21 protein-coding genes are annotated in these 23,346 nt (G+C 71.6%); 8 read left to right on the forward strand and 13 right to left on the reverse strand.

Annotated features, from left to right (window positions below):
- Positions 1-63: 63 nt before the first annotated feature.
- The 5 genes from cysD to ABZ795_RS10780 are packed head-to-tail and all read right to left on the reverse strand — an operon-like array spanning position 64 to position 4,713.
- Positions 64-870, reverse strand: coding sequence for a sulfate adenylyltransferase subunit CysD (cysD, locus tag ABZ795_RS10760; protein WP_357530137.1), 807 nt, complete (start codon positions 868-870; stop codon positions 64-66).
- Positions 863-1,570 (reverse strand): hypothetical protein, encoded by a 708-nt coding sequence (locus ABZ795_RS10765; protein WP_357530138.1) that lies wholly within the window; start codon positions 1,568-1,570, stop codon positions 863-865. Before ABZ795_RS10765 ends, cysD begins: the two co-directional genes overlap by 8 nt.
- Positions 1,567-2,910 carry an alkaline phosphatase family protein gene (locus ABZ795_RS10770; protein WP_357530139.1) on the reverse strand — a complete coding sequence of 448 codons (1,344 nt, stop codon included), beginning with the start codon at positions 2,908-2,910 and terminating at the stop codon, positions 1,567-1,569. The genes ABZ795_RS10765 and ABZ795_RS10770 overlap by 4 nt, the downstream gene beginning before the upstream one ends.
- Positions 2,907-3,182 (reverse strand): acyl carrier protein, encoded by a 276-nt coding sequence (locus ABZ795_RS10775; RefSeq protein WP_357530140.1) that lies wholly within the window; start codon positions 3,180-3,182, stop codon positions 2,907-2,909. Before ABZ795_RS10775 ends, ABZ795_RS10770 begins: the two co-directional genes overlap by 4 nt.
- A 13-nt stretch (positions 3,183-3,195) precedes the next feature.
- Positions 3,196-4,713 carry an alkaline phosphatase family protein gene (locus ABZ795_RS10780; protein ID WP_357530141.1) on the reverse strand — a complete coding sequence of 506 codons (1,518 nt, stop codon included), beginning with the start codon at positions 4,711-4,713 and terminating at the stop codon, positions 3,196-3,198.
- Positions 4,714-4,852: 139 nt separating this feature from the next.
- On the opposite strand from ABZ795_RS10780, the gene ABZ795_RS10785 reads away from it, so the two are divergent.
- The 3 genes from ABZ795_RS10785 to ABZ795_RS10795 are packed head-to-tail and all read left to right on the forward strand — an operon-like array spanning position 4,853 to position 6,722.
- A complete protein-coding gene (locus tag ABZ795_RS10785; protein WP_357530142.1) occupies positions 4,853-5,560 on the forward strand; it encodes an HAD family hydrolase in 708 nt (235 codons plus the stop codon).
- Positions 5,557-6,021, forward strand: a complete 465-nt coding sequence (locus ABZ795_RS10790; RefSeq protein WP_357530143.1) for a type II 3-dehydroquinate dehydratase — start codon at positions 5,557-5,559, stop codon at positions 6,019-6,021. Before ABZ795_RS10785 ends, ABZ795_RS10790 begins: the two co-directional genes overlap by 4 nt.
- Positions 6,018-6,722 (forward strand): PIG-L family deacetylase, encoded by a 705-nt coding sequence (locus tag ABZ795_RS10795; protein ID WP_357530144.1) that lies wholly within the window; start codon positions 6,018-6,020, stop codon positions 6,720-6,722. The genes ABZ795_RS10790 and ABZ795_RS10795 overlap by 4 nt, the downstream gene beginning before the upstream one ends.
- On the opposite strand, the gene ABZ795_RS10800 is transcribed toward ABZ795_RS10795, so the two are convergent.
- From ABZ795_RS10800 to ABZ795_RS10830, 7 genes are read right to left on the reverse strand one after another with little or no spacing between them, the layout of a single operon-like run.
- The gene (locus tag ABZ795_RS10800; protein ID WP_357530145.1) at positions 6,665-7,543 is read right to left on the reverse strand and encodes a glycosyltransferase; all 879 of its coding nucleotides are present in this window, start codon (positions 7,541-7,543) and stop codon (positions 6,665-6,667) included. The genes ABZ795_RS10795 and ABZ795_RS10800 overlap by 58 nt on opposite strands.
- The gene (locus tag ABZ795_RS10805) at positions 7,536-8,663 is read right to left on the reverse strand and encodes a Gfo/Idh/MocA family oxidoreductase (RefSeq protein WP_357530146.1); all 1,128 of its coding nucleotides are present in this window, start codon (positions 8,661-8,663) and stop codon (positions 7,536-7,538) included. Before ABZ795_RS10805 ends, ABZ795_RS10800 begins: the two co-directional genes overlap by 8 nt.
- Positions 8,663-9,871: a DegT/DnrJ/EryC1/StrS family aminotransferase gene (locus ABZ795_RS10810; RefSeq protein WP_357530147.1), complete on the reverse strand. Its 1,209-nt coding sequence runs from the start codon at positions 9,869-9,871 to the stop codon at positions 8,663-8,665. Before ABZ795_RS10810 ends, ABZ795_RS10805 begins: the two co-directional genes overlap by 1 nt.
- Positions 9,868-10,749 carry an ROK family protein gene (locus ABZ795_RS10815; RefSeq protein WP_357530148.1) on the reverse strand — a complete coding sequence of 294 codons (882 nt, stop codon included), beginning with the start codon at positions 10,747-10,749 and terminating at the stop codon, positions 9,868-9,870. Before ABZ795_RS10815 ends, ABZ795_RS10810 begins: the two co-directional genes overlap by 4 nt.
- Positions 10,746-11,486 (reverse strand): SDR family oxidoreductase, encoded by a 741-nt coding sequence (locus ABZ795_RS10820; RefSeq protein WP_357530149.1) that lies wholly within the window; start codon positions 11,484-11,486, stop codon positions 10,746-10,748. Before ABZ795_RS10820 ends, ABZ795_RS10815 begins: the two co-directional genes overlap by 4 nt.
- Positions 11,483-13,651 carry an AMP-binding protein gene (locus tag ABZ795_RS10825; protein ID WP_357530150.1) on the reverse strand — a complete coding sequence of 723 codons (2,169 nt, stop codon included), beginning with the start codon at positions 13,649-13,651 and terminating at the stop codon, positions 11,483-11,485. The genes ABZ795_RS10820 and ABZ795_RS10825 overlap by 4 nt, the downstream gene beginning before the upstream one ends.
- Complete coding sequence (locus ABZ795_RS10830) at positions 13,648-14,778, reverse strand: radical SAM protein (RefSeq protein ID WP_357530151.1); 1,131 nt, start codon at positions 14,776-14,778, stop codon at positions 13,648-13,650. The genes ABZ795_RS10825 and ABZ795_RS10830 overlap by 4 nt, the downstream gene beginning before the upstream one ends.
- 295 nt (positions 14,779-15,073) lie before the next feature.
- On the opposite strand from ABZ795_RS10830, the gene ABZ795_RS10835 reads away from it, so the two are divergent.
- From ABZ795_RS10835 to ABZ795_RS10855, 5 genes are all read left to right on the forward strand, one after another.
- Entirely contained in the window at positions 15,074-16,369 is a 1,296-nt protein-coding gene (locus ABZ795_RS10835; protein ID WP_357530152.1) for a helix-turn-helix transcriptional regulator, read from the forward strand.
- A 617-nt stretch (positions 16,370-16,986) separates the two neighbouring features.
- A complete protein-coding gene (locus ABZ795_RS10840) occupies positions 16,987-19,227 on the forward strand; it encodes an aminotransferase class I/II-fold pyridoxal phosphate-dependent enzyme (RefSeq protein WP_357530153.1) in 2,241 nt (746 codons plus the stop codon).
- Positions 19,218-20,564, forward strand: a complete 1,347-nt coding sequence (locus ABZ795_RS10845) for an NDP-hexose 2,3-dehydratase family protein (protein WP_357530154.1) — start codon at positions 19,218-19,220, stop codon at positions 20,562-20,564. Before ABZ795_RS10840 ends, ABZ795_RS10845 begins: the two co-directional genes overlap by 10 nt.
- Positions 20,561-21,565 (forward strand): Gfo/Idh/MocA family oxidoreductase, encoded by a 1,005-nt coding sequence (locus ABZ795_RS10850; protein ID WP_357530155.1) that lies wholly within the window; start codon positions 20,561-20,563, stop codon positions 21,563-21,565. The genes ABZ795_RS10845 and ABZ795_RS10850 overlap by 4 nt, the downstream gene beginning before the upstream one ends.
- Positions 21,562-22,623 (forward strand): 3-dehydroquinate synthase family protein, encoded by a 1,062-nt coding sequence (locus tag ABZ795_RS10855; protein WP_357530156.1) that lies wholly within the window; start codon positions 21,562-21,564, stop codon positions 22,621-22,623. The genes ABZ795_RS10850 and ABZ795_RS10855 overlap by 4 nt, the downstream gene beginning before the upstream one ends.
- Before the next feature lie 10 nt (positions 22,624-22,633).
- Here ABZ795_RS10855 and ABZ795_RS10860 read toward each other — a convergent pair whose 3' ends face one another.
- Entirely contained in the window at positions 22,634-23,314 is a 681-nt protein-coding gene (locus ABZ795_RS10860) for an HAD-IA family hydrolase (protein ID WP_357530218.1), read from the reverse strand.
- Between the last annotated feature and the right edge of the window lie 32 nt (positions 23,315-23,346).

A 23,346-nucleotide genomic window follows, 5' to 3' on the forward strand; every position in this document is an offset into this window, starting at 1 on the left:
GGGAAGGCGATGTCTGCATGGTTCTCATTTCTGGCCTTCGTGACTTCGACGACCGGCTCGTTGCTACATGTAGCCGAGGGCCCGCAGCTTCTGCATGGCTGCCTGGTCCTCCTTGTCCTGGGCCCGTCCGGCGCGCTCGCCGTCGCGGGCGGTACGGACCTCCAACACGATGTCGACCAGGGTGCTGGAGCCGCTGGACACCGGCGAGCAGCAGCAGGCACAGCCGATGGAGCGGTAACGCTGCCCGTCCTTGGCGAAGTAGAGATCCGGGACCGGGATCTCCTCCTGCTGCACGTACTCCCAGATGTCCACCTCGCGCCAGCGCAGCAACGGGTGTACGCGGATGTGCCCGTCGGCGGCCACCGCGTCCTGGTGCAGGTCCCAGAACTCCGGCGGCTGGTTCTGGTAGTCCCAGTTGAAGGAGGCGTCGCGGGGGCTGAAGACCCGCTCCTTGGCACGTACCCCGTGCTCGTCGCCGCGGATGCCGGCCAGCACGGCGTCATGCCCACCGGCGGCGATGGCCTGCTGCAACGCGACCGTCTTCAGGGCGGTACAGCATTCGAGCTTGCCACCGCGCTGGGGTCCCATGCCGGCGGCCAGCGCCTCCTCGTTGCGGTGCACCCGCAGGTCGAGGCCCCACTCGGCGGCGTACCGGTCGCGGAAGGCGTACATCTCCGGGAACTTGTACGAGGTGTCGATGTGGATCACGGGGAACGGGATCTCACCGAAGAACGCCTTGCGAGCCAGCCACATCAGCGTGGTGGAATCCTTGCCCATCGACCACAGGATCGCGGGACGCTCGAAGCGCTGCTGCACTTCGCGCAGGACGTGGACGGCCTCGTTCTCGAGGTCGCGCAGAGCCTCACGCAACTGGGGCTCCTTCCGATCGGGCTTCGGTGCCGGACGGTCCGGCAGGTTGACGGGTCGGTGCGCTGCCGTCGGCCGGGTGCACGCCGACGACGAGCGGATGGCAGCCGCGGAAGCGGCCGGGGAAGCGGCCGTTGGGCTTGGTCAGCCCTACCGCCAGGAACAGGGCGGGGGCGTCCGGGCCGGCCAGGGCCGGTGCCACGTCGTCGGGATCGGCGGCGGTGGCGAAGTCGCGCAGCATCCGGACGTCGCGCACGATCCAGTCGTACTCGGTGTCGCAGGCGTCGACGAAGGTCAGGCGCAGGAAGGTCCGGCCGCCGGTGGCGCGACGGTGGTGCAGCCGCAGGGGACGCACCTCGACGAGGCCGGCGCTGCGTTCGCCGCCGAAGGCCTCCTCGACGGTCGCGTCGGTGTACCGGCGCAGCAGGGCGGCCCGCCGCGCCTGCGGCACGAAGGCCCCGGGGCGCGGGTCGGCCAGCACCGCGCGGTCCTCGGGTCGGGCATCCGGCTCGGTGCCGGCCCCCAGGTCGAGGGTGACCACCCGGAAGAAGTCGTAGACCGGGTCCTCGCCGGTCACCTGGGCGGCGGTGACCGGTTCGGGTCGCAGCCAGCTGCCGTCGTCGGTCAGCCCGGCGACGCAGGCTCCCTCGCCCTCGGCCAGGGTGACCGCCAGCGGCACGAGTTCGACCCGGGTGGCTGTCATGAGCTCGCCAGACAGCGGCCGGGCAGCTCGTCCAGCGCCGGCAGACCGAGCATCCGCACCACGGTCGGCGCCACGTCGACCGTGACGGCCGGCTGGCCCGTTCCCGCGGAGAAGGACGGGCCGACCCCACCCCAGTACGAGTCCCGCCGGTGCCAGGCGCTCTGCAACCGTCGATTCACCTTCGCCGACCAGAAGGTGTCGCCCAGCGGCAGGTAACGCCAGTCGTACGGTTCGAGGATCAGGTCCGGCGCGGCCTCCATGGCCGGGCCGGGGTGCAGGTCCTCGCGGCGCAGCACGTCGGCGAAGAGGGGGCCGCCGGTCAGCGGGTTGATGTGGGCCAGCAACGCGGTGCGGACCTCGTCGAGCACCCGTTCCCGATCCGCCGACGGCACCGTCCCGTGCTTGTACCGGCCGATCAGGTTGACGTTGACCCCCTGGGAGCCCTGCACGGACTCGAAGGCCCGGGTCCGCCGCCAGTCCGGCCGACCGGCCGGGTCGTACGCGAGCAGGCCCGCGGCGGCCAGGACGTCGTTGACCGAGCAGTAGGCCCGCAGCGGACCGAAGCCGATCTCCGAGAAGGCCAGCACGTCGGTGTGCTCGTCGACCCGGTCAAGCAGGCGGCCGAGCACGGCGTCGGTCTGCTGGTACGCCCGCAGCACAGCCCGCTCGTGTTCCGGCACCGGGCTGCCCTCCTCCAGCTCCTGCCAGTAGACGTGCGACAGCCGGTCGATGGCGGTCAGGTTCAGCACGGTCAGGTCGGGTGCCTGTCCGGCCCCACCGTCGAACAGGTGCAGGGCGGCGTCGGCTCGCGCGGCGTCCGCGGCCAGGACCTTGGGCACGAACTCCTCCCGGTCCCCGCCGGTGAACCAGACCGTCACGTCATGGATGGTCGGGATGCCCGCCTTGGACAGGGTCACCGGCAGGGTGCGGGGGTGGCACACGTGCATGCTGCTGCGCATCGGGTAGGCGATGCAGTAACCGTTGACCGGACGCACCGGATGGGTGCCGAAGACGTTGACCACCGCCACCGTGCGGTCGGCCAGCTCCGGGCGGTGCCACAGCAGCTCACGGCGGGGCGAGCCGCTGTCCAGCACCACGGGTTCGTAGTCCGGGCTGTGCACATCCCAGTACGAGAAGCAGCCGTGCTCGCTCGGGCCGTATCCGGTGAAGGCGCTGAGCAGCCCGGAGGGCTCGTACGGCACGTGTTCACCCCGCATGGTGCCGTAGGCGCCGTCGCGCCGGAGCCGGTGGAAGGCCGGCAGCAGTTCCGGTCCCCACCGGTCGAGCAGCGCCGGTTCGGCGCCCTCGGTGATGCACACGACCGCCCTACGGCGCGTCACGGGACCGGCTGACCCGCGTCGTCGGTTGCGGCCATGCGCCCCTCCACGTAGGTGGCCAGGGTGTCCAGGGAGTCGACCAGGGCCACGCTGAGGTCCTCGTCGTCGATCTGGATGCCGAACTCGTTCTCCACCCAGATCAGGAACTCCAGGCCGGAGACCGAGTCGATGTCCAGCGCCTCGCGCAGGCCCTCGTCGGGGATCTCCTCCGGCGTACGGTTGAGGCGCAGTGCCTCGACCAGCACCCGGCGCAGGCGTTCTTTGGTGTCGGACATGTTGCTGCTCCTTCTACAGGTAACCCATCGAGCTGAGCGCTCGGGCGGTGGCGTCGTCGTCCCGCAAGAGCCGCGCGGTGTCTGACGGGGATGCGGGCAGGGGGACGTCGTCTAGGAAGGGCAGCGGGGCGGTGCCGTTGTCCCGCACCGCGGCCACCGGCCGGCCGTGTGCGCCGGCGGACTGCCGCAGCCCGAGATCGTGCAGCAGGGTCGGCACCAGGTCACACAGGGCGGCCGGGGTGTCCAGACGGCCCGGGGTCACCCGGGGTGACCGGTAGGACCACATGCCGGCGTACCGGTGCATGCCGGTCTGCTCGCTCGGCCGCCAGATCCCGCCGTCCAGGCCCGGATCGGCCAGCACTCCCTCGTCGGCCGGGATCAGCAGCAGGTCGGGGGCGCGGTGCATCATCGGTCCGGGGTAGGCGTCCTCACGGGGCAACGCCGCGGCGAAGACCGGCCCGCCGTCGGGCGAGCGGAGGCCGAGGAACATGTCGCTGAGTTCGCTCAGCAGCTTCGGCGCCTCCTGCTCGGTGACCATGCCGTCGCGTTGCCGCCCGGCCCGGTTGAGGTTGACCGCGTAGCAGCCCGGGGTCGGCATGTAGGCACGGGTGCGGCCGAAGTCCACACTGCGTCCGGCGCCGTTGAACCAGGGTGCGTGGTCTCCGCCGCCGTCGCGGGTGGCCAGCAGGCCGCTCTCGGCCAGCAGGGCGTTGACCCCCAGGTTGAGCCGACCCGGGCCGAAGCCGTGGTCGGAGACCACCAGCACGGGGGTGTCCTCGTCGAGTTCGGCCAGGATCTCCCCGAAGACGTCGTCGATGGCCCGGTAGGTGGCGCGTACCGCTTCGGCCCAGGCCGGTTCGTCGGCCGCTTCGTGCCGGGGGTGGCAGCCGTCCATGAAGTGCCAGTAGTGGTGGCAGATGCGGTCGATCTCGGTGATCACCGCCATCACGACGTCCACCGGCCGGTGGGACATCAGGTACTGGATCGACCGGCCGCGGGCCTGCACGTTGGCCAGGGCGGTGTCGAGGTAGCCGAGGTCGTCGCGGTACATCATGGAGATGTCCGGCCGGAACGGGGCGCCGGCCCGGGCCAGTTCGCCCAGCAGGGTCGACGGGCTGCTGTACCGCAGGGTCTGACTCAGCGGCCAGGTCACCTGGTAGCCGGGCAGGTCCCGCGGTGGGTGGGACATCGGGACGTTGATCAGGCCGACGCTGAGGTCCTGTCGGGCCAGCCACTCCCACACGGTGTCGCAGCCGAAGTTGCCGGTGCCGGTGAGCCGGTCGCCGTACTCCGGGTCCTGGGTGTCGAAGAACTGGTAGACCCCGTGACCGCCGGGCTGGCGGGCCGTCACGAAGGTGCTCCAGCCGGGCGCGGTGTGCGCCGGCCAGGTGGTCGTGGTCGTTCCGTGCAGGCTCTCGGCGAGCAACGCGCCGATGTTCGGCAGTGACCCGTCCGACACGAGTGGTTCGATCAGATCGAGGCTGCCGCCGTCGATTCCCAGGATGACGGCTCTGGGATGCATCCGCGCCATGGCGCTCCCCCCTTGACAACCACGAGGCTAGTGCTGAGCCTTTACTACAGTCAACAGCCTGATGAGATGTCAACAACAACAGTCAAACACTGGCTGCCGTTCTGCTCCCCGACCGTCACGCCGGGCCAACGGAGGTCCCATGTCACCCATCGACCCCGGACGAATCGCCGCCGTAGTGTTCGACCTGGACGGTGTTCTGCTGGACACCACCGAGAACATGCGGATCGCCTTCACCGCCGCCTGGCAGGCCGCCGGTCGCACCACCGAGCCCCCCTTCACGGAGTTCCTGACCCGGATGGGTGCGCCGCTGTCCGAGATCCTGAACGCCTTCGGCCTACCGCCCGCCACGAGCGCGGTCTACGCCACGGCCAGCAGCGCCCACCTGGACCTGGTGCACGCCTTCCCCGGGATCGTGGAGCTGCTGCAAGGCCTGCGGTCGATCGCCATGCCGGTCGCGGTGGCCACCGGAAAGTCCCAGCAACGGGCGTTGCAGGCCCTCGACGCCGGCGGCCTGAGCGACTACGTCGACGTGGTGGTGGGCAGCGACCGGGTCCCCCACCCCAAGCCGGCACCGGACTCCCTGCACCTGGCCCTGGCGGAACTGGCCCGGGCCGGATACCCCCCGGCGAGCACCCGCGACACGGTCTTCATCGGCGACAGCGTGCTGGACATGCGCTGCGGTCGGGCGGCCGGCGCCATCGTGGTGGGGGCCGGCTGGGGCCAGACCGACCCGACCACCCTGCTCGCCGAGGGGCCGGACGCCCTAGCCCCCACCTGCGCGGACCTGGCGGCGCTGCTGGGCCGGCAGACGACCACCACCGGCGCGGCGGGCGGAGTGATCCGATGACCGGCTCCGACTTCGGCCACGCCGGGGACATCCTGCTGCTCAACGGCCCCAACCTGGCCCAGCTGGGCACCCGCAAACCCGAGGTGTACGGCACCACCACCCTGGCCGAGATCGAGAAGCGGGTAGCCGAGTTCCTCGGGACCCACGGTTACCGGCTGACCTGTGTGCAGAGCGAGGACGAGGGCGACCTGGTCCGGGCCGTGCACCGGGCTTCCGAGCACGCCGCGGCGATCGTCAATCCGGGTGCACTGATGATGGCCGGCTGGAGCCTGCGCGACGCCTTGGAGATGTTCGAGGGACCCTGGATCGAGGTGCACCTGAGCAACGTCTGGGCCCGCGAGTCCTTCCGCCACACCTCGGTGCTGTCCCCACTGGCCACCGGGGTGATCTGCGGCCTGCGCGCCGAGGGCTACCTGCTCGCCGCCCGGGCCCTGGTCGATCTCCTTGCCACGCAGCGGTGACCCGACGGCTGCTGATCAGCCCGCACCCGGACGACGCCGTGTGGTCCTGCGGCGGGGTGATGGGCGAGTGGGCCGCCGCGGACCAGTCGCTGACGGTCGTCACCGTCTTCGACGGTGACCCCTCAGCACCGGGTCCAGCCGCCCGAGGGGCCACCGAGCCGGCCCTGCGGCGTCGTGAGGACGCCGCCGCCCTGGCCCGCTGGCCGCTGACCCGGATCAGCCTGGGACTACCGGAGGCCCTGTTCCGGCATGACCCCGACGGCCGGGCCCTGTACCCCGGCCCACTGGCGGTGCGCCGCCGGGTGCATCCGGCCGACGAGTCGCTGACCGTACGGGTGGCGCAGGCCCTGCGTCCGCTGCTGATGCGCTGCGACGAGGTGCTGCTGCCGCTGGCCGCCGCCTCTCACGTGGATCACGTGATCGCCCGCGAGGCCGCCGAATTCGCCCTGGGTGACCTGGCCCCACCTGCGGTGCGCTACTACGCGGAGTTCCCCTACCCCACCCGGCTCCCGCAGGGGCTGACCGCGCACCGCCAACCCGCCGACTTCGACGCCTGGCTGCGGGCCGCCCTGGTCTACCGCAGCCAGGTCGAGGGCATGTTCGGCTCCGCGCCACGGCTGGCCCGGGCCCTGTTCCGGCACGCCTACGAGGCGGGCACCCCGGTCTGGCGGTCCTGGACCCCGAGCGCCGCCAGGTACTGACGCACTCCCCCGCCCTCGCCGAGCAGTACCGGCAACAGGCGGACCGCAGGGAGGTCATGCAACCCGACGAAGCGCTCCAGGTTCGCGTCGTGTTGGCTCCAACGTCCGGGGCGGGCATGGGTCAGGTGCACACCGGCCGCCCGGTCGACCACCCGAGCGGCCAGGCCCGCCGCCACCAGCCGTACCCCCAGTTCCAGGTCCTCGCAGCCCCACCCGAGGCCGAAGTCCTCGTCGAAGCCACCGACCGCCTCGAACACCTTCCGGGGTACGGCGGTGTTGGCCCCGATGCAGGCCAGCCACGGCGCCACCGGCGGCACCCGCTGCTGTCCCATCGCCAGCACCAGGGTCTCCAGGGTGTTGCGCAGCAGCCGATGGCCGTCTGCGGCCAGCACCTGGGCGGCGTACCGGGCCAGTTCGGCCGGCGGGGTGTCGACGTGCTCGGCCAGCCAGCGGCGGGCGGCCGGGAACTCCCGCAGCGGCCCGTGCACGAAGGTGTCCGGGCGGGCACTCGCCCGATGGGCCAGCAGGAAGGTCCGCCCGACCAGCACGTCGTCGTCGAGGAACACCAGTTGCCGACCGGTGGCCGCCGCTGCTCCCGCGTTGCGGGCCGCCGCCCGTCCCCGACGCGGACCCGCGACGACGGACCACCCCGGTCGGTCGACGAAGGTGTCCAGCACGGCGGCCGTACTGTCGTCCGAACCGTCGTCGACGACGATCACCTCGGTGTCGGCCGGAACCACGGCGGCCGCCAGAGCGCTCAGGGTGGCCCGCAGCGACGCCGCCTTGTCCCGGGTGGGGATGACGACGCTGAGCTCAGCCACGGACCGCGACCCGGGCAACGGGCACCTCCACGACGGCCTGCGGTGCGTCCGGCGTGAGGGGCCGACCGGCGACCCGGTAGGCCGTTTCCAGCAGCCCGAGCACCCAGGCGCTGCGGCGTAGCTCCGCGGTGTCGGTCCGCTCCTGGTCGGCCAGCAGCACCGTGGCGGCCACCTGCCGGTCGAACTCCGCCCCGATCGGTGCCGTCACCGGCAGGCGGGTGGACCGGTCACCGACGCGGGTCTCGAGGAAGGGCTCGGCTACCCGGTTCGGGCTGAAGCCGAAGGTCGTCTCCAGGGTCAGCACGGCGTCCCGGCCGTCCGCGGTGCGCCCCCGCACCTCGAAGCGGGTGGTGTCCACCGCGACGTCGCAGGCCCAGGCCGCCCGCAGGTACAGGGTGGAGCCGTCGGTGAACCTAGCCCGCAGCTCACCGTCGGTCTCCACGTCGACGACCGCGTCCGTGGCGGTCCGCCCCGGGTCGTCGCGACGCCAGGCCGCTTGCAGCGCCGAGGCGTCCGCACCGGTGGTCAGCGTCGCGTCGACCTGCGCCAGGGCCGCCTCGCCGAGCAGCCCGGCCGCCACGTCGGCCAGATGCCAACCGAGGTCGACCAGGGCGCCACCGCCGGCCTGCGCCCGGCGGGTGAACCAGGACCCCGGCCGGGGTACCCCCTGTCGGCGCAGCCAGGTCGCGTGCACCTGAACCGGCCCGACGAGCAACTGCGCCACCAGGGCGGTGAGCTGTTCGACATCGTGACGTCGGGGCGCCGGCCGGCTCACCTGGAAGCCGACCCGACCCTGGGTGGCCTGCCGCACCAGACCGGCCAGTTCGGCGCTGGACAGGCACAGCGGCTTCTCCACCACCACCGGCACCCCGGCGCTCAACAGGAAACCGGCGGCCTCGGCGTGCAGATGGTTCGGCGTGGCCACCACGGCCAGGTCCAGTCCCGCCTCGACGAGCTGCCCCAGTGAGCCGACCCGGGTCAGCCCCGCCACCGGCGTCGTGAGGTACGGATCGTGGACGGCGACCATGTCACAGTCCGGATGCTGCTGGAGCCGTGGCAGCCACACCGACCTGCTGACCCAACCGAAGCCGACCAGTCCGCTCCTGAGGCGCCGACCCATCAGCGGGACCGCTCGACCGCCGTCAACGCCGACACCACGGTCCCCGCCAGCCGCTCCACCACCGTCGGCTCCGCCAGCAGGGTCCGGTGGTGCAGCCACAGGCCCAGGTCACCGAAGAGTTCGGACTCCGCACACCGCTCGGCCAGTTCCTCGGTGGAGGTCTGCGGTGCCGGCCCGGCCCGGAAGGACTTGGTGCGGTACACCGGCGGGAAGTTCACGCAGGCCGGAACGCCCCGCGCCTTGAGTTCGTCCACCAGCCGGTTGCGGTCCTCGGTGGTGTACCGGTCCGCCTCCAGCCTCAGCAGATACATGTACTGGGTGTGCACGTCGACCCGCGGGTCACGCTGCTGGGTGCGCAGTCCCGGCACCTCGGCGAGCAGGCCGTCCAGCAGCGCCGCGCGCTCCTTGCGGATCGCCGTCTGCCGAGGCAGTCGGGCCAGTTGGGCGCGCAGCACGGCGGCGGAGAACTCGTTCATCCGCGCGTTCGTGCCGCCGGTGACATGCTGGTAGGTGACGTCGGCGCGCGGACGCCCGCAGGTGTGCAGCAGGTACGCCCGCTCGTAGGTCTCCTCGTCCGGCAGGGTCACCGCGCCGCCCTCGCCGGCCGTCATGAGCTTGCCGTTCTGGAAGCTGTAGCAGGCGACACTCGGGGCCGCGCCGACCAGCACGCCGTCGCGGGAGGCACCCTGCGAGTGGGCCGCGTCCTGGATCAGTACGCAGCCGTGCTCGTCGGCCAGCGCGGCCAGTCCGGCCAGGTCGGCGACGTGGCCGGCCATGTGCACCGGCATGATCGCCCGGGTACGCGGGGTGATCGCCGCCCGGCAGGCCTCCACGGTCAGGCAGCCGTGGCCGCCGTCCACGTCCGCCGGCACCGGCACCGCCCCGAGGTTCTGCACGGCCAGCGAGGTGCTGACGAAGGTGAAGGCCGGGACGATCACCTCGTCACCGGGGCCGATGCCGTGCACCCGTAGGGCCAGCTCGATGGCGGCCGTGCCGTTGGTGACCGCCACCGCGTACGGTGCGCCGTTGAAGGCGGCGAACTCGCTCTCGAACTCCTCCACCTCCCGGCCCCCGACCCGCCACCACTGGCCCTGCTCCAGGGCCCGGATCAGGGCGTGACGCTCGGTGTCGTCGTACTGCGGCCAGACGGGAAGTTCGTCCGGTTCCAGCCGGTCCACCGCGGGCAGCGCCGTCTTCTGGGTGATCATCGGGGTCGTCTCCTTAGGCTCTCGTGGTGGGCGGTTAGGCGGGCGCCCTCCAGGGACGATCCGGCGCCGTGTGCCGCCGGCCGTACCCGCGGTACCGGTGTGCCGGCTCGCATCCGACGTCTGATCTGACCGGCCAGCAGTTCGGGCAGCTCGGCGGAGGCGGCGGCGAGACCGCCGCCGAGCACCACGGAGTGCACGGGTTGCAGTTCGGCGCTGTTGGCGACCGCCAGCGCGCAGGCGTCCGCGGCCTCCGCCAACGCGGCGGACCGGCCCACCTCGGCGCTGCGGCGGTGCACCGCCCGCCCACTGGCGTAGGCCTGTAGGCAACCGGGGCGCCCACAGTCGCAGCGACGGTCGGAGTCCGGGTGGACCACGACGTGGCCGAGTTCATGGGCGCGCAGGTCCTCGGGGCACAGTGGTCGGTCCGGCGGACCGGGGCGGACCGGGGTGTAGGCGCCACCGACGCCGGTACCGAGCCCCAGATAGAGCAGGCCGTCCGGTCGGGTCCCGCTGGCGGCCAGGGTGGTGGCCTCGGCGTACCCGGCCAGCAGCGCGTCGTCATGCACCTGCGGCCGGCAGTCCCACCGGTCGGTGAGGACGTCGAGCAGGTCCAGCCCGGCCCAGTCCGGCCGGACCGGCCACCGCTGCACCCTGCCGGCGGGGTTGAGGCTGCCGGGGAAGGCCACCACGGCGACCTGCGGCCGTTCGGCGCCGGCGGCCCGCAGGGCCTGCCCGGCCACCTCGAACACCAGGTCGAGATCCGCCTCCCGGTCGGACTTCGCCGGCCAGGTGCGGGTGACCACGGCGCTCTCGGTGGCGGCGCTGGATCGTGCCGCCACCTTGGTGCCGCCGATGTCGACCGCCAGCAGTACGGTCACCACCGCGCTCCGCCGTCGACCAGCAGGGTCTGCCCGGTGAGGTAGCCGGCGCCGGGGCCGGCCAGGAAGGCGACCACGGCGGCCACTTCGGCCGGGGCACCCAGCCGACGCAGCGCGATCCGCCCGACGACCTCCTGGTTCTCCCGGTCGGAGTAGACCGCCGGGGCCTGCGGGTCCGGCTCGACGGCGCCCGGTGCGACCACGTTGACGGTGACGCCGAAGGGCCCGAGTTCCCAGGCCGCCGAGGTGGCCCAGGCAGACAGCGCGGCCTTGCTGGCCGCGTAGTCGGCCTGGCCGGGCATGCCGTGGGTGCCGGCCCGGGAGCCGAGCAGCACGATGCGGCCGTGCCGACGACGCAGCATCTGCCGGCCGGCGGCACCGGCCAGGGCGACACTGGCCGACACGTTCAGCCGCCACAGGTCCCCGGCGTCGGAGCCGGGGCGGGCGGTCACCACCGGGCGGCGCTCGGTCACCCCGTGGGCGCACACCAGGATGTCGAGGGCACCGGCCACCTCGGTCATCGCGGGCAGGAGTCCGGCGACGGCCGTACCGTCGGAGAGGTCCACCTGGTGCGGGATGACGCCGTACTCGTCGGCGAGGGCCTGGATCCGCTCGGCGCCGCCGCGGTAGGTGCCGACGACCCGGGCACCCTGGGCCGCCAGGGCCCGGCACACCGCCCCGCCGAGGTGTCCGCTGGCGCCGGTGACCAGTGCCGTGCGCCCGTCCAGTTCGGTCATCTGCCGGCCTCCGGTCCGTCGGCGTCGGCGACGATCAGGGTGCTGGTGGGCTTGCCGACATGAACCACCCGCCGCACGGCCACCCCGGCGCGGGCCAGCCCGGCGATGGTGGCCTCCTCGGTCGGCCAGGACAGACCGCCGTGGGTCAGCCAATCCAGCCGGACGTCGCCGGGCACCCCGCCCGGTGCGTCCAGGAAGACGTCGTCGATGAGCAGCCGCCCGCCGGGTGCCAGCAGCCCGGCCAGGCGGGGCAGGTCGGCACCGGGCCCGGCCAGGTGGATCGCGTTGCAGACCACCACGAGATCGAAGGTCTGTCCCAGGTCCGGCAGGTCACCGGTCGGGGCGGGGTCGCCGCCGGCCAGCGCACCGACCCGCACCAGGCGGCCCTCGGTGGTGTCGGCGGCCGTCAGGTACCGACCGGAACCGCAGGTGATCTCCAGCAGGGACCCGCCCTGGTAGCCGGCCAGCCGCAGGCCGAGCCGGCTGCGCCGGTCGGCTCCCGGTGAGTGCATCGCGGCGGTGTACGCCCGACGCAGGTCCTCGTCGGGGCCCTTGCGGTCGAAGGCACGCCCGTGCAGGCCGTCCCGGCCCACCTCGGTCAACTGCTCCCGGGTGACCCAGGATCGGGACAGCTGCTCCTCCAGGGCGATGACCGCGCACGCCTCGGCGAGATCGGCCTCGGCAGCCTCCTCGTCCGTCGCCACCCGCACCAGACCGGTGTCCTGGGCGGCGCGCAGCAACTGCTCACAGGTGTGCGGATCGAGATCCAGCCGGGCGGCCAGGGTGGGCGCGTCCGCGGGTTCCGTGGCCAGCGCCGCCAGCAGACCCAGCCGATGCAGGGTGAACAGCAGTTCGCTGCGCTTGTACGCCTGCGCGGCGGCCATCAGGTCCGCCGGGTCGGCCGGCTTCAGCCGCTGCGGGGCGCGGAGCTTGCCGGAGGGTCCGCGCTCCAGGCTGCCCACCGGGATCACCCGGTCGGGCACCTTGTGTGCGGCCAACGCCGCACCGGCGTGGCGTTGAATCGTCCGGGTGTCGGCGTGCACCCCGCGCAGGTTGACCACGGTGGCGTGCAGCGCGGGTGCGGGCCGCCCGGGTCGGGACACCGCCGCCACCCGGGCCTCCAGGACGTCCGGATGGGCGCGCAGCACCTCTTCGATCTCGTCGGGCGAGATCCACCGGTCGCCCCGCCGCACCGCCCGGGTCTGCCGACCGAGGATGAACAGTCCGTCGGGGGGTTGCCACCGCACCCGGTCCCCGGTGTTGCGCCATTCGGTGTCGTCGTCGAGGCGTACCTCAAGCACCCCGGGGGTGCCGGGCGGGACGGGGCGCCCCTGCTCGTCGAGCACCCGGAACTGGACCCCGGCCAGCGGTTCGCCGACGCAGCCGGCGGGGAGGTCGGCGGGTGCGCTGAACAGTGAGCCGGTCTCGGTGGAGCCGTAGTCGCGGGCCAGCCCGATCCCGAAGGCCGCCCGGAAGCGGTCGTCCAGCTCGTCGGTGACCGCGCCGGCCCCGACCATCGCCAGCCGCAGCCGGTGCCCGGGCCGCAGGGTCCGGGCGGCACGGGCGGCCAGCAGGGCCGCCGTCGTCGGCACCAGCGGCAGGACGGTGGCACCGGCGTTGAGCAGTTCGACGACCCGACCCAGGTCGGTGGGGCCGGTGCTGGTGAGACGGCAGCCGGCAGCCAGGCAGGTGTGGACCCAACCCAGCGCGTACGCGTGCCACATCGGCAGCGCCAGCACGACATGGTCCTGGGCGGTCAGGTCGGCGAAGCGTACGTGCCGGCCGCCCTCGGCCTGCAACGACGCCAGGGTACGGCGGACCAGCTTGGGTGCCCCGGTGGTGCCGGAACTGCACAGGAGCACGGTGCCGGCGGTGCCGGCCGGTGCGCTCTCGACGCCGCTCAGTTCGAAACCCGGGCCGGTGGCGGAGAGCAGCCGACCGCCGCCGGCCCGAACGAGCCACCGACGCGCCTCCTCATCGGGCACCTCGGCGTCGAGCAGCAGGGGCACCGCACCGAGGTCCAGCAGTGCGCGGTACGCCGCCAGCCACCGGGGGCCGTTCAGGGCGCGCAGGGCGACCACCTCACCCGGCCGTACGGTGGAGAGGTCCGGGCCCTCGGCGAGGCTGTCAGGTTGCGCAGGTGCCGGTGTCGACCTGAGGGTCATGCCATCCCGCCGGCAAGGGGTGCCGCCGGCGCACCGCGCTCCCGGTCGTACTGCTGCTTGCGCTCGAGGATCATCTGGCGGATCCGCGGCGGCGAGTAGGTGGGCGCCGCGCACAGCTCGTCGAGGGTGATCTCGTCGTCGAAGTACATCGACAGGGTGTCCCACGGCGTGAAGCAGCCTCGGCAGGCGTTGAGCCGGGGCCGGGGCGCCAGCAGGGCCTGGTACAGACCGGTCTTGCCGACTCGGGACAGGGTGTCCTGCCAGTCGTCGTTGAGCAGGTTGCCCATGTTGGAGAACCAGATGTTCGGACACGGGGTCACGACACCGTCGCTGAAGGTGGAGATGACCATCCGAGGCAGGTGGCAGCGGAAGGTCCGACCACCCTCGCGGTAGAAGCTGAGCAGCCGGTCCAGGTACGCCCGCGGCGGCAGCACGGAGGCGTACCGGTCGTAGTTGGCGGCCAGGGCCTCGATGTGCTTCACCTGATCGGGGCGGATGGCGAAGCCCTCGGAGTCCGGTCCGCGCACCGGGAAGGGGAACAGGATCGGGGGCTTGCTGCGGTCGCCGAGCCAGGCGGCGAACTCCTCCAATTCGGTGACGCTACGGTCGTTGAGCACGCCGTAGATCTCGACCTCCAGGCCGCTGTCGATGATCGCCTCGATTCGGCGGACCACCTTCTCGTGCAGCGACTCGCTGTGCACCCGGTAGGAGTTGCCCTGGAACAGGTGGCTGTCCAGGGAGACCTGCACGACGACGTTGCCCCACTCGGCGAACTCCGCCAGGTGTTCGTCGCGCACCAGTACGCCGTTGGTCTGCACGACCAGCACCTCGTGCTCGGCCGCCTGCTCGCGCAGGAAGTCCATCACCCCGGCGACCAGGAACACCTCGCCGCCGGTCACCTTGAGCAGGGGAACGCGGAAGGTGTCGTCGATCCGCTTGTCGATCACCGGCAACCGGCGGCCGAGCGGAGTGCCCTCGCCGTAGCGGTCGCGCACCGGCGGGCCGAAGATGAGCTGCGCGGAGTGCGACTGCTTGAGGTTGCTCTGGCCGGTCAGGCAATACGTGCAGCTGAGATTGCACGAATCCTCGTTGACCACCAGGTCGTTACCGATGAGTCCGTCGATCATGCGACCCCACTCTCCGAGGATCTCGGTCGGCGCGAGAATGCCCGGAAGGGGCACGTATCGCCAGCCCGCACATCATTACAGTTGTTGTTAACTACAGTCAACAACTATCTGCGATACTCGATGCGGCCGGATTCCAGGGTCGCGCCCGACCCGATCCAGCCCACTCCGCCAGGCAAAACCAACGAGATTACCCCGCAGTAACTCAAGTCTCAACAGGTGAACCCGAGCCCTGACCGGTGTGTTGGGTCACCGGGCAACCCCCAATAGTTAAGTTTGCGACTAAAGTAGGTGAGCGATGGACAGTATGAGCAAGGTGGCGCAACCAGAGTTTGGGCAGCGCATCCGACAGCGCCGCCAGGAGTTGGGGCTGTCCCAGCGCGAGGTGGCCGGTGAGCACGTCACCCCGAGTTACGTCTCCCTGCTCGAGTCCGGCAACCGGATGCCGACCCTGGACGTCATCATCCATCTGGCCCGCGCCCTCCAGATATCGCCGCAGGAGCTGACCGGGCGCAGCCTGGTCGACCTGGTGGGTGAGGGCATCGGCACCGAGACCCCGGCCAAGGACAGCAGTTCCGTGCCACCCTTCCCGCTGGTGACCCGGGCCCTGATCCACAGCGCCGTCGAGGCCGAGGACCTGGCCACCGCGGCCGAGTTGACCCTCCAGGTGCTCACCCACGCCCGCGACAGCCAGGACGAGGAGCAGTTGCTGAGCATCGGCATCGAGGCGTCCTCCCTGCTGCGCTCCGCCGGCCGCCACAAGGAGCGGCTCGCGCTGCTGCTGGAGCTGTCCCAGTTGGGCCTGGTGCGCCGCTCCGACCAGTTCCAGGTCATGCTGCTGCCGGATCTGGCCAGCGCCCAGCGTGAGGCCGGTCAACTGCTGGAGGCCCGCAGCACCATCGAGTCGCTGCTCCCGCTGGTGCGGCAGGAGAACCACGCCGGCACCTGCGAGCACGTCCGGGTACTCGGCGTCTACATCTCCATCCTCTGCGAGATCGGCGACACCGAACCGGTCGGGGCGCTGGTGGAGCAGATGCTGGCCCTGGCCGCGAAGCTGGACCGCCCCGCCGTGGCCGGCCGCGCGCAGTGGATCGCCAGCATGGCCTACCTCCAACTCGGCGAGCACGAGGCGGCGTACGCCCAGTTCACCGACGCTCGTCGGACCCTGGCCTCGCCCAACATGCCGCTGGCCGACTGGCTGCGGTTCTGCCGCTCCTCCGCCGGCCTGCTGCTCACCGTCGGACAGATCGCTTCGGCGCGGGAGTGGATCGACGAGGCCGAGGGCACGGTCAACCGGCTCGGCATCCCCGCCGAGCGCGCCGCCGTCCTGGCGTTGCGCGCCAGGTATGAGGCCGTGGTCGGCAACCTCGACGAGGCGCTCACCCACTACACCACCCTGACCGGACCGGACTCCCCCCTGACCGGCCTGGACCTGGTGCGGGTCGAGATGTCGATGGCCACGGTGCTCCAGCAGCTCGACCGGCCCGACGAGGCCGTCGAGTTGCTGCGCGACGCCGCCAAGCGCTGCGAGCAGTTGGGCCGCTATCAACTCGCCGTACAGGCGTGGCGGATGGTCGACGAGCTACGTCGCTGAACAGCGGCTGACCCGACCGGAGGCGACTACCGCAGATCGTCTCCGGCGTTCTCGACCGGCGTTGGAACGGGTCACCATGGCCAGTCGCTCCCCCCGTACTCGACGGCCTCGGGCCCCACCATCCCCGTGGACGCCCCTCGCCGGCCGTAGGGCGAATGCGGCATTGCGATGGGCCCGACGGAAATCAGTGTGAGCACGACATGAATCAAGAATCAGCCCCCCGGGCGATCGATCTTCCAGACCCAGTTTTTACTACAGTTGACGGACTTTCCAAAGCGCACGAGAGCCACCGAGCGAACACCGTAAGTACAACCGGGACCGATGTCGGAAATAGCCGGGTCGTGTGCTCTGTCCACTTAACAGAGTGTGGCGAGCGCCAGATTCAGGTCCGCTAGCAGCGGATATAGACGGGGCTTGACCAATGTGACCAGTGGCCACATACCCCGACTCTGCACGAGAGAGGGTGCTCCGGCTGCCGCAGAAACTGTCGGCCACGATGTCTGCTCGGTCAGAGTATTGACAGGGGCGGAGCAGACATAACTAGAGTTATGTCTGCTCCTGGCCCGGGTTCACAGCTTATTCCCAGGTTCCGCGTGCGAGGAAAGTGAGGAACGCCCGTGACGGTGGATGCCCTGTCCCAGCTCCAGGCCGCCCGCAAGGTACTCGCCGCGGTGGAGGCGGCCGACTCCGCCGGTGTGTTCGACGCCGTCCTCGACCGGCCGCACACCCTCGGCGGCATCGCCGAGCGACTGGAACTGTCCGCCGAACCGCTGCACGCCCTGCTGCGGGTGCTGTCCTGGAACGGCGTGCTCTGCGAGCAGGACGGCGAGTGGTCGGTCACCGACCAGTGGCGGAGCCTGCTGGGTGGGCCGGTCGGCCGCACCCGCCGGCCCCTGCTGCGGGTCGAATCCTGGGCCGCCAAGGACCACCTGAACGCCGAAGGGCTGGTCGCCGCCCTGCGCGGCAAACAGCGTCCTTCCGAGATCCCGGACCACCAGGTGCCCGACCTGGCCGGTGCCATGCTGGCCGGGGCACGGGCGTCCGCCCCACACATCGCCCGACTTCCCGAACTACGCTCCCGCCGCAGCCTCGGTGACGTGGCCGGTGGCAGCGCCGGCTACGCGGTGACCCTGTGCCGGATGTTCCCCGGGCTCACCGCGACGGTCTACGACCGTCCGCCGATGCTCGAGCATGCCGTCGAGGTCGTGGCCGCCGAGGGCATGCCGGACCGGATCGCCCTGAAGCCGTGGAATCTGCACACCGACGCGATCGACACCGGCCACGACGTCGTGCTGTTGTCGCACATCCTGCACCTGCTGGACGCGGCGGCCCGGGTCGATCTGCTCAGCCGGGTACGCGAAGCCCTCGACGACGACGGGGTGCTGGTCGTCCACGACTTCCTCTACGACCAGCCGCCCGCCGGGTCGCCCCTGGCCGCCTCGGCCGTCGACTGGCTCTCGCTCGGGGCGGTGTTCCACGCCGACCGGGACATGCTGGCCGAGGAACTCGACGCCGCCGGCTTCACCGTCGACCGCACCGTGCCGATCGCGTCGAGCGGGACCGCCCTGACCGTCGCCGCTCCGCGGCAACGCGGCGGTGCCCCCCGGCGTACTCCCGCCGAAGCCACCACCGGGACCACTCCCACGACACCGCAGGCCGCCACGACACCGGAGGCCGGCAAGGTCGGCGACACGGCGCCGAAGCCCACGACCATGCCGAAGATCAATATCTTTCAACCGATGCTCGGCGGCGCGGAACTCGATGCCGTCGCGGAGGTCTTCGAGAGCGGCTGGCTCGGCGCCGGTCCCCGCACCCTGAGCTTCGAGGCCGCCTTCGCGGATCACCTGGGCGTCAACCCGGCCGACATGATCTTCATCAGTTCGTGCACGGCCGGTCTCTTCGCGGCCATCGACCTGATCGACATCAATCCCGGTGACGAGATCGTGCTGCCCTCGATCAGCTTCGTCGCCGACGCCAACGCCATCGTGGCCCGTGGTGGCCGGCCGGTCTTCTGCGACGTGGACCCCCGCACCCTCAACGCCCGGCTGGCCGACGTGGACCGGGTGCTGACCGAACGCACCCGGGCCGTGCTGCTCCTGCACTACGGCGGATACCCCGGGGAGATCGCCCAGATCGCCCAGCGGTGCCGGGAACGGGGCATCACCCTGATCGAGGACGCGGCGTGCGCGGCGGCCTCCCGGGTCGACGGCCGGGCCTGCGGCACCTTCGGCGACATCTCGGTGTGGAGCTTCGACGCCATGAAGCTGATGACCACCGGTGACGGCGGAATGCTCTACGTACCCGACCCCGAGCTCAACCGGCGGGCCCGGCGGCTGGTCTACCACGGCCTGGACGGCAGCGCCTTCACCAAGGCCACCAAGGCCACCAGGACCCGCCGCTGGTGGGAGCTGAACGTGCAGGACGTCGGCTACCGGGCCATCGGCAACGACCTGACCGCCGCCATCGGGTCGGTGCAACTACGCCGGCTGGCGGACTTCGTCGAACGCCGACGCCAGATCGCCGCCTTCTACGACCAGCAACTGGCGTCGGAACCAGGGCTGGAGCTTCCGCCACCCCTACCACCGGGGCACGAGTCCTCCTACTACTTCTACTGGGTCCAGATGGATGCCGCGATCCGCGACGAGGTGGCCGCGCAGCTCTACCAGGCCGGGGTGTACACCACCTTCAAGTACGCCCCGCTGCACCGGATCCCGCTCTACGGTGGCGCGGAGGATCTACCGAACGCCGAGCAGGCCGCAGATCGTACGCTGTGTCTGCCCCTGCATCCCGCCCTCGACGACGAGGCCATCGCCACGGTCGTCAGCGAGCTACGCAAGGCGCTGCGGTCATGCCGGTAGCCGACGCCGTACGACGTGACCGTTCCGCCACGGCCGAGACCCACTCCCGGTTCGCGGAGATGTCGGAGTTCTGGGCCTGGCTGGCGGAACGTCGCGAGGCCAGCCCGTACCACATCGAGACGGTGGGGCTGGACCGGCTCGACGCCTGGCACCGGGAGCCGAACAGCGCAGACCTGGTGCACCGAAGCAGGCGGTTCTTCGCGATCCGTGGTCTGCGGGTGAGCACCGACCATCGGAAGGTGACCGGCTGGACCCAGCCCATCATCGACCAGCCCGAGGTGGGGATCCTCGGCATCCTCACCCACACCTTCGACGGCATCCCGCACTATCTGATGCAGGCGAAGATGGAGCCGGGCAACATCAACGGGCTCCAACTGTCCCCGACGGTGCAGGCCACCTACAGCAACTACACCGGGGTGCACCGGGGTGCCGCCGTGCACTACCTGGAGTACTTCCTCGACCGGGGCCGCTCCCGGGTCGTCTACGACGCCCTGCAATCCGAGCAGGGAGCCTGGTTCCTGGGCAAGCGCAACCGCAACATGATCGTGGAGGCCTCCGGTGACATCCCGGTCCACGAGAACTTCTGCTGGCTGACCCGCGAACAACTGGTTCGGCTGCTGCGCGAGGACAACCTGCTCAACATGGACTCCAGGTCCGTGCTCAGCGGCATCACCGGCGAGACCCACTCCACCGACAACGGCCCCGCCCTGCACTCGACGACCCAGTTGCTGAGCTGGCTCACCGAGACCCGCAGCCGGTACCGGCTGGACCGTCAGGTCATCGCGCTGTCGGCGCTCGACGGCTGGGTGTCGAGCCCGGACCGGATCCGCCGCGACGACGGCCGGTTCTTCGAGATCATCGGGGTCGATGTGACGGCCACCCACCGGGAGGTCAGTCGCTGGTCGCAACCCATGCTGGCCCCCTGCGGCCGGGGCCTGAACGCCTTCCTCGGTCGCCGCATCGCCGACCGGTTCCACCTGCTCGTGCAGGCCCGCACCGAGGCCGGCACCTTCGACGTGGTGGAGTTGGGCCCGACGGTGAGCTGCATCCCGGACAACTACCGGGCCCTGCCCCCGGACCGGCAGCCACGGTTCTTGGACGTCGCGCTGGCCGCCGGCCCCGGACAGGTGCTCTTCGACGCGGTGCACTCCGAGGAGGGCGGCCGGCTGTACCACGCCGAGAACCGCTACCTGATCGCCGACGTGGGTGAGGGTTTTCCGCTCGACGTGCCTGACGACTATCTGTGGATAACCCCCGCCCAGTTGGCCGGTCTGGCCCGGTACGGCAACGTGGTCGACGTGGCGGCCCGCTCCCTGCTGACCTGCCTGGCCCTGTGACCACCACCGCCCACACCCCGCCACCGGTACGGATCGGCCTGCTCGGCTGCGCCGACTTCGCGATCCGCCGGATGCTGCCGGCCATCGACCGGTGCCCCGACACCCTGCTGACCGCGGTGGCCAGCCGTGACCGGAGCACCGCCCGGAACACCGCGCAACGCTTCGGGGCCTGCGCAGCCGAGTCGTACGAGGCCGTCCTTGCGGCCCCGGACGTCGAGGCGGTGTACGTTCCGGTCCCGGCGGCCCTGCACGCCAGTTGGGTGGAGCGGGCCTTGCTGGCCGGCAAGCACGTCCTGGCCGAGAAGCCCCTGACCACGGCCTACTCCGACACCCTCCGGCTGGCGGCCTTGGCGCGGGAGGCCGGCCTGGTACTGGCGGAGAACGTGCTCTTCGTCCACCACGGGCAGCACGCCCACGTACGGCGGCTGCTGGCCGACGGCGCGATCGGCGAACTCCGGGCCGCCTCGGCCACCTTCACCGTCCCGGCCCGCCCGGCCGACGACATCCGCCTCCGCCCGGAACTGGACGGGGGCGCCCTGTGGGATGTCGGGGTCTACCCGCTGCGGGCCGCCATGCACCTGCTCGGCAACGACCTTGAGGTGATCGGCGCTACCCTCACCCACCATCCGGAGTACGAGGTGGACCTCGGCGGCGCCGCCCTGCTGCGCCGCGCCGACGGAGTCACCGCCCAACTGACCTTCGGCCTGGATCACCAGTACGAGTCCAGCTACCGCCTCGTCGGCAGCACCGGGCGGATCGAGTTGACGCACGCCTTCACGCCACCGGCGGAGCACCGCCCGACCATCCGGTTGACCACCTCCGCCGGGGTCCGTGAGATCACCCTGGATGCCCAGGACCAGTGCACCCGCGCGATGGCGTCCTTCGCCGCGGCCATCCGCGAGGGCCGCCCCGGCACGGAGGATGCCGTGGTGGCCCAGGCCCGGTTGCTCGACGACCTCCGCCGGCGGGCGACCACCTCCCCTGCCCCGGAGGCCCCATGACCGAGAGCAACGATCTTTCAGCACCCGACCGTCCGCACACGGTCACCGTGTCCCTCGGTGACCGCAGCTACGAGGTGACGATCGGTGCGGGCGTACGACATCTGCTGCCGCAGGTCATCGCCCGGCTCGGCGCACGACGGGCCGTCGTGGTCTCCGCCCGCCCACCCCGGTGGGCACCGGAGACCGGGGTCCCCACCCTGCGGATACCGGCGCGCGACGGGGAGGTGGACAAGACCCTGGCCACGGTGGAGCGGCTCTGCCAGTCCTTCGCCGACTTCGGGCTTACCCGCTCCGACGTCGTCGTGTCGTGCGGCGGTGGCACCACCACCGACACGGTGGGCCTGGCCGCCGCGCTCTACCACCGGGGTACCCCGGTGGTGCATCTGCCGACCACCCTGCTGGCCCAGGTGGACGCTAGTGTGGGTGGCAAGACGGCGGTGAACCTGCCGCAGGGCAAGAACCTCGTGGGCGCGTACTGGCAGCCGGCCGCCGTGCTCTGCGACACCGACCACCTGACCACCCTGCCGCCCCGGGAGTGGACCAACGGGTACGGCGAGATCGCCCGCTGCCACTTCATCGGCGCCGGCGACCTGCGCCCCCTGCCGCTGCACGAGCAGATCGCGGCGAGTGTGGCCCTCAAGGCCGAGATCGTCGGTGCCGATGAACGGGACACCGGTCGGCGGCATGTGCTCAACTATGGTCACACCCTGGGGCATGCCTTGGAGCACCTCACCGGCTACCGGCTGCGCCACGGCGAGGCCGTCGGGATCGGCACGGTCTTCGCCGGCCGCCTGGCTGCGGCGTTGCACCGTATCGACCAGGCCCGAGCCGAGGAGCATCTGACGGTGGTACGGCACTACGGGCTGCCGACCGCCCTGCCCCCGGAGGCCACCCCCGAGGCGGTGCTCCCTCTGCTGCGGCGGGACAAGAAGGCCACCGACGGCCTGACCTTCGTCCTGGACGGACCCGAGGGGCCGGCCCTGATCGCCGACATCCCCGCCGAGACGGTAGCGGCGACCCTGGCCGCCATGCCGACGGAAGCGGCCGTGACCGACTAGCGGAAGCCGCTCAGAACGGCGAGAGAGCCAGCAGGTCGGCCGGGTGGTCCAGGACGACGTCCGGTTCGGCGGTCAGCAGGGTGGCCCGGTCCGTCTCTCCCCAGGTGGCCGCGACGGACACCACCCCGGCCGCTCTGGCGCAGGCGATGTCGGCGACCGCGTCACCGACCATCAGGGCGGCAGGGGCCTCGATGCCGAGCAGGGCCAGGGTACGCAGCACGATGTCCGGAGCCGGCTTGGGTCGATCCACCTCGTCGGCCCCGAGCACATGCGCGAACACCGGCAGGATGCCGAGTTGGTCGAGCAGGGTGCGGGCCCGGACGCCGTCCTTGCTGGTGGCCACCGCCATCGGGATGCCGCGCCGGCCCAGCACTTCCAGCAGGTCGATCACCCCGGGCATCAGCCGCACCTGACCGGCGAGTCGGTGGCTTTCCCGGACGAACGGCGACGCCATCGTGGCGGGCAGCCCCATCAGCCGCAGCACCTCGACAAGGTGCCGTCCCGGGTACCGGCAGTACTCGTCCACCGGGGCGACGCCGTCGCCGACCACCTCGTCGTAGGCGATCCGGAAGGCTTCCCGGGCCACCGCGATGCTGTCGACCAGCACCCCGTCCAGGTCGAAGATGACCGCTCGTACGGCCTCCGGGTGCCGCACCCACGCGGACAGGGTCGCCCCCCGGGCGGTCAGAATCTGGGCCACTGTCTCCTCCGGACCGCCGAAAC

Source organism: Micromonospora sp. NPDC047134 (assembly GCF_040643455.1).
In the GTDB taxonomy this organism is placed as follows: Bacteria; Actinomycetota; Actinomycetes; order Mycobacteriales; family Micromonosporaceae; genus Micromonospora.

What these genes read in the sequence shown, in the direction of transcription:
- ABZ795_RS10790 (WP_357530143.1), top strand. Translation starts at nt 5,557, where the DNA reads ATGACCGGCTCCGACTTCGGCCACGCCGGGGACATCCTGCTGCTCAAC.
- ABZ795_RS10765 (WP_357530138.1), bottom strand. Translation starts at nt 1,570, where the DNA reads ATGACAGCCACCCGGGTCGAACTCGTGCCGCTGGCGGTCACCCTGGCC.
- ABZ795_RS10805 (WP_357530146.1), bottom strand. Translation starts at nt 8,663, where the DNA reads ATGGGTCGGCGCCTCAGGAGCGGACTGGTCGGCTTCGGTTGGGTCAGC.
- ABZ795_RS10830 (WP_357530151.1), bottom strand. Translation starts at nt 14,778, where the DNA reads ATGATCGACGGACTCATCGGTAACGACCTGGTGGTCAACGAGGATTCG.
- ABZ795_RS10775 (WP_357530140.1), bottom strand. Translation starts at nt 3,182, where the DNA reads ATGTCCGACACCAAAGAACGCCTGCGCCGGGTGCTGGTCGAGGCACTG.
- ABZ795_RS10845 (WP_357530154.1), top strand. Translation starts at nt 19,218, where the DNA reads ATGCCGGTAGCCGACGCCGTACGACGTGACCGTTCCGCCACGGCCGAG.
- ABZ795_RS10855 (WP_357530156.1), top strand. Translation starts at nt 21,562, where the DNA reads ATGACCGAGAGCAACGATCTTTCAGCACCCGACCGTCCGCACACGGTC.
- ABZ795_RS10810 (WP_357530147.1), bottom strand. Translation starts at nt 9,871, where the DNA reads ATGATCACCCAGAAGACGGCGCTGCCCGCGGTGGACCGGCTGGAACCG.
- ABZ795_RS10785 (WP_357530142.1), top strand. Translation starts at nt 4,853, where the DNA reads ATGTCACCCATCGACCCCGGACGAATCGCCGCCGTAGTGTTCGACCTG.
- ABZ795_RS10825 (WP_357530150.1), bottom strand. Translation starts at nt 13,651, where the DNA reads ATGACCCTCAGGTCGACACCGGCACCTGCGCAACCTGACAGCCTCGCC.
- ABZ795_RS10835 (WP_357530152.1), top strand. Translation starts at nt 15,074, where the DNA reads ATGGACAGTATGAGCAAGGTGGCGCAACCAGAGTTTGGGCAGCGCATC.
- ABZ795_RS10820 (WP_357530149.1), bottom strand. Translation starts at nt 11,486, where the DNA reads ATGACCGAACTGGACGGGCGCACGGCACTGGTCACCGGCGCCAGCGGA.
- ABZ795_RS10780 (WP_357530141.1), bottom strand. Translation starts at nt 4,713, where the DNA reads ATGGCGCGGATGCATCCCAGAGCCGTCATCCTGGGAATCGACGGCGGC.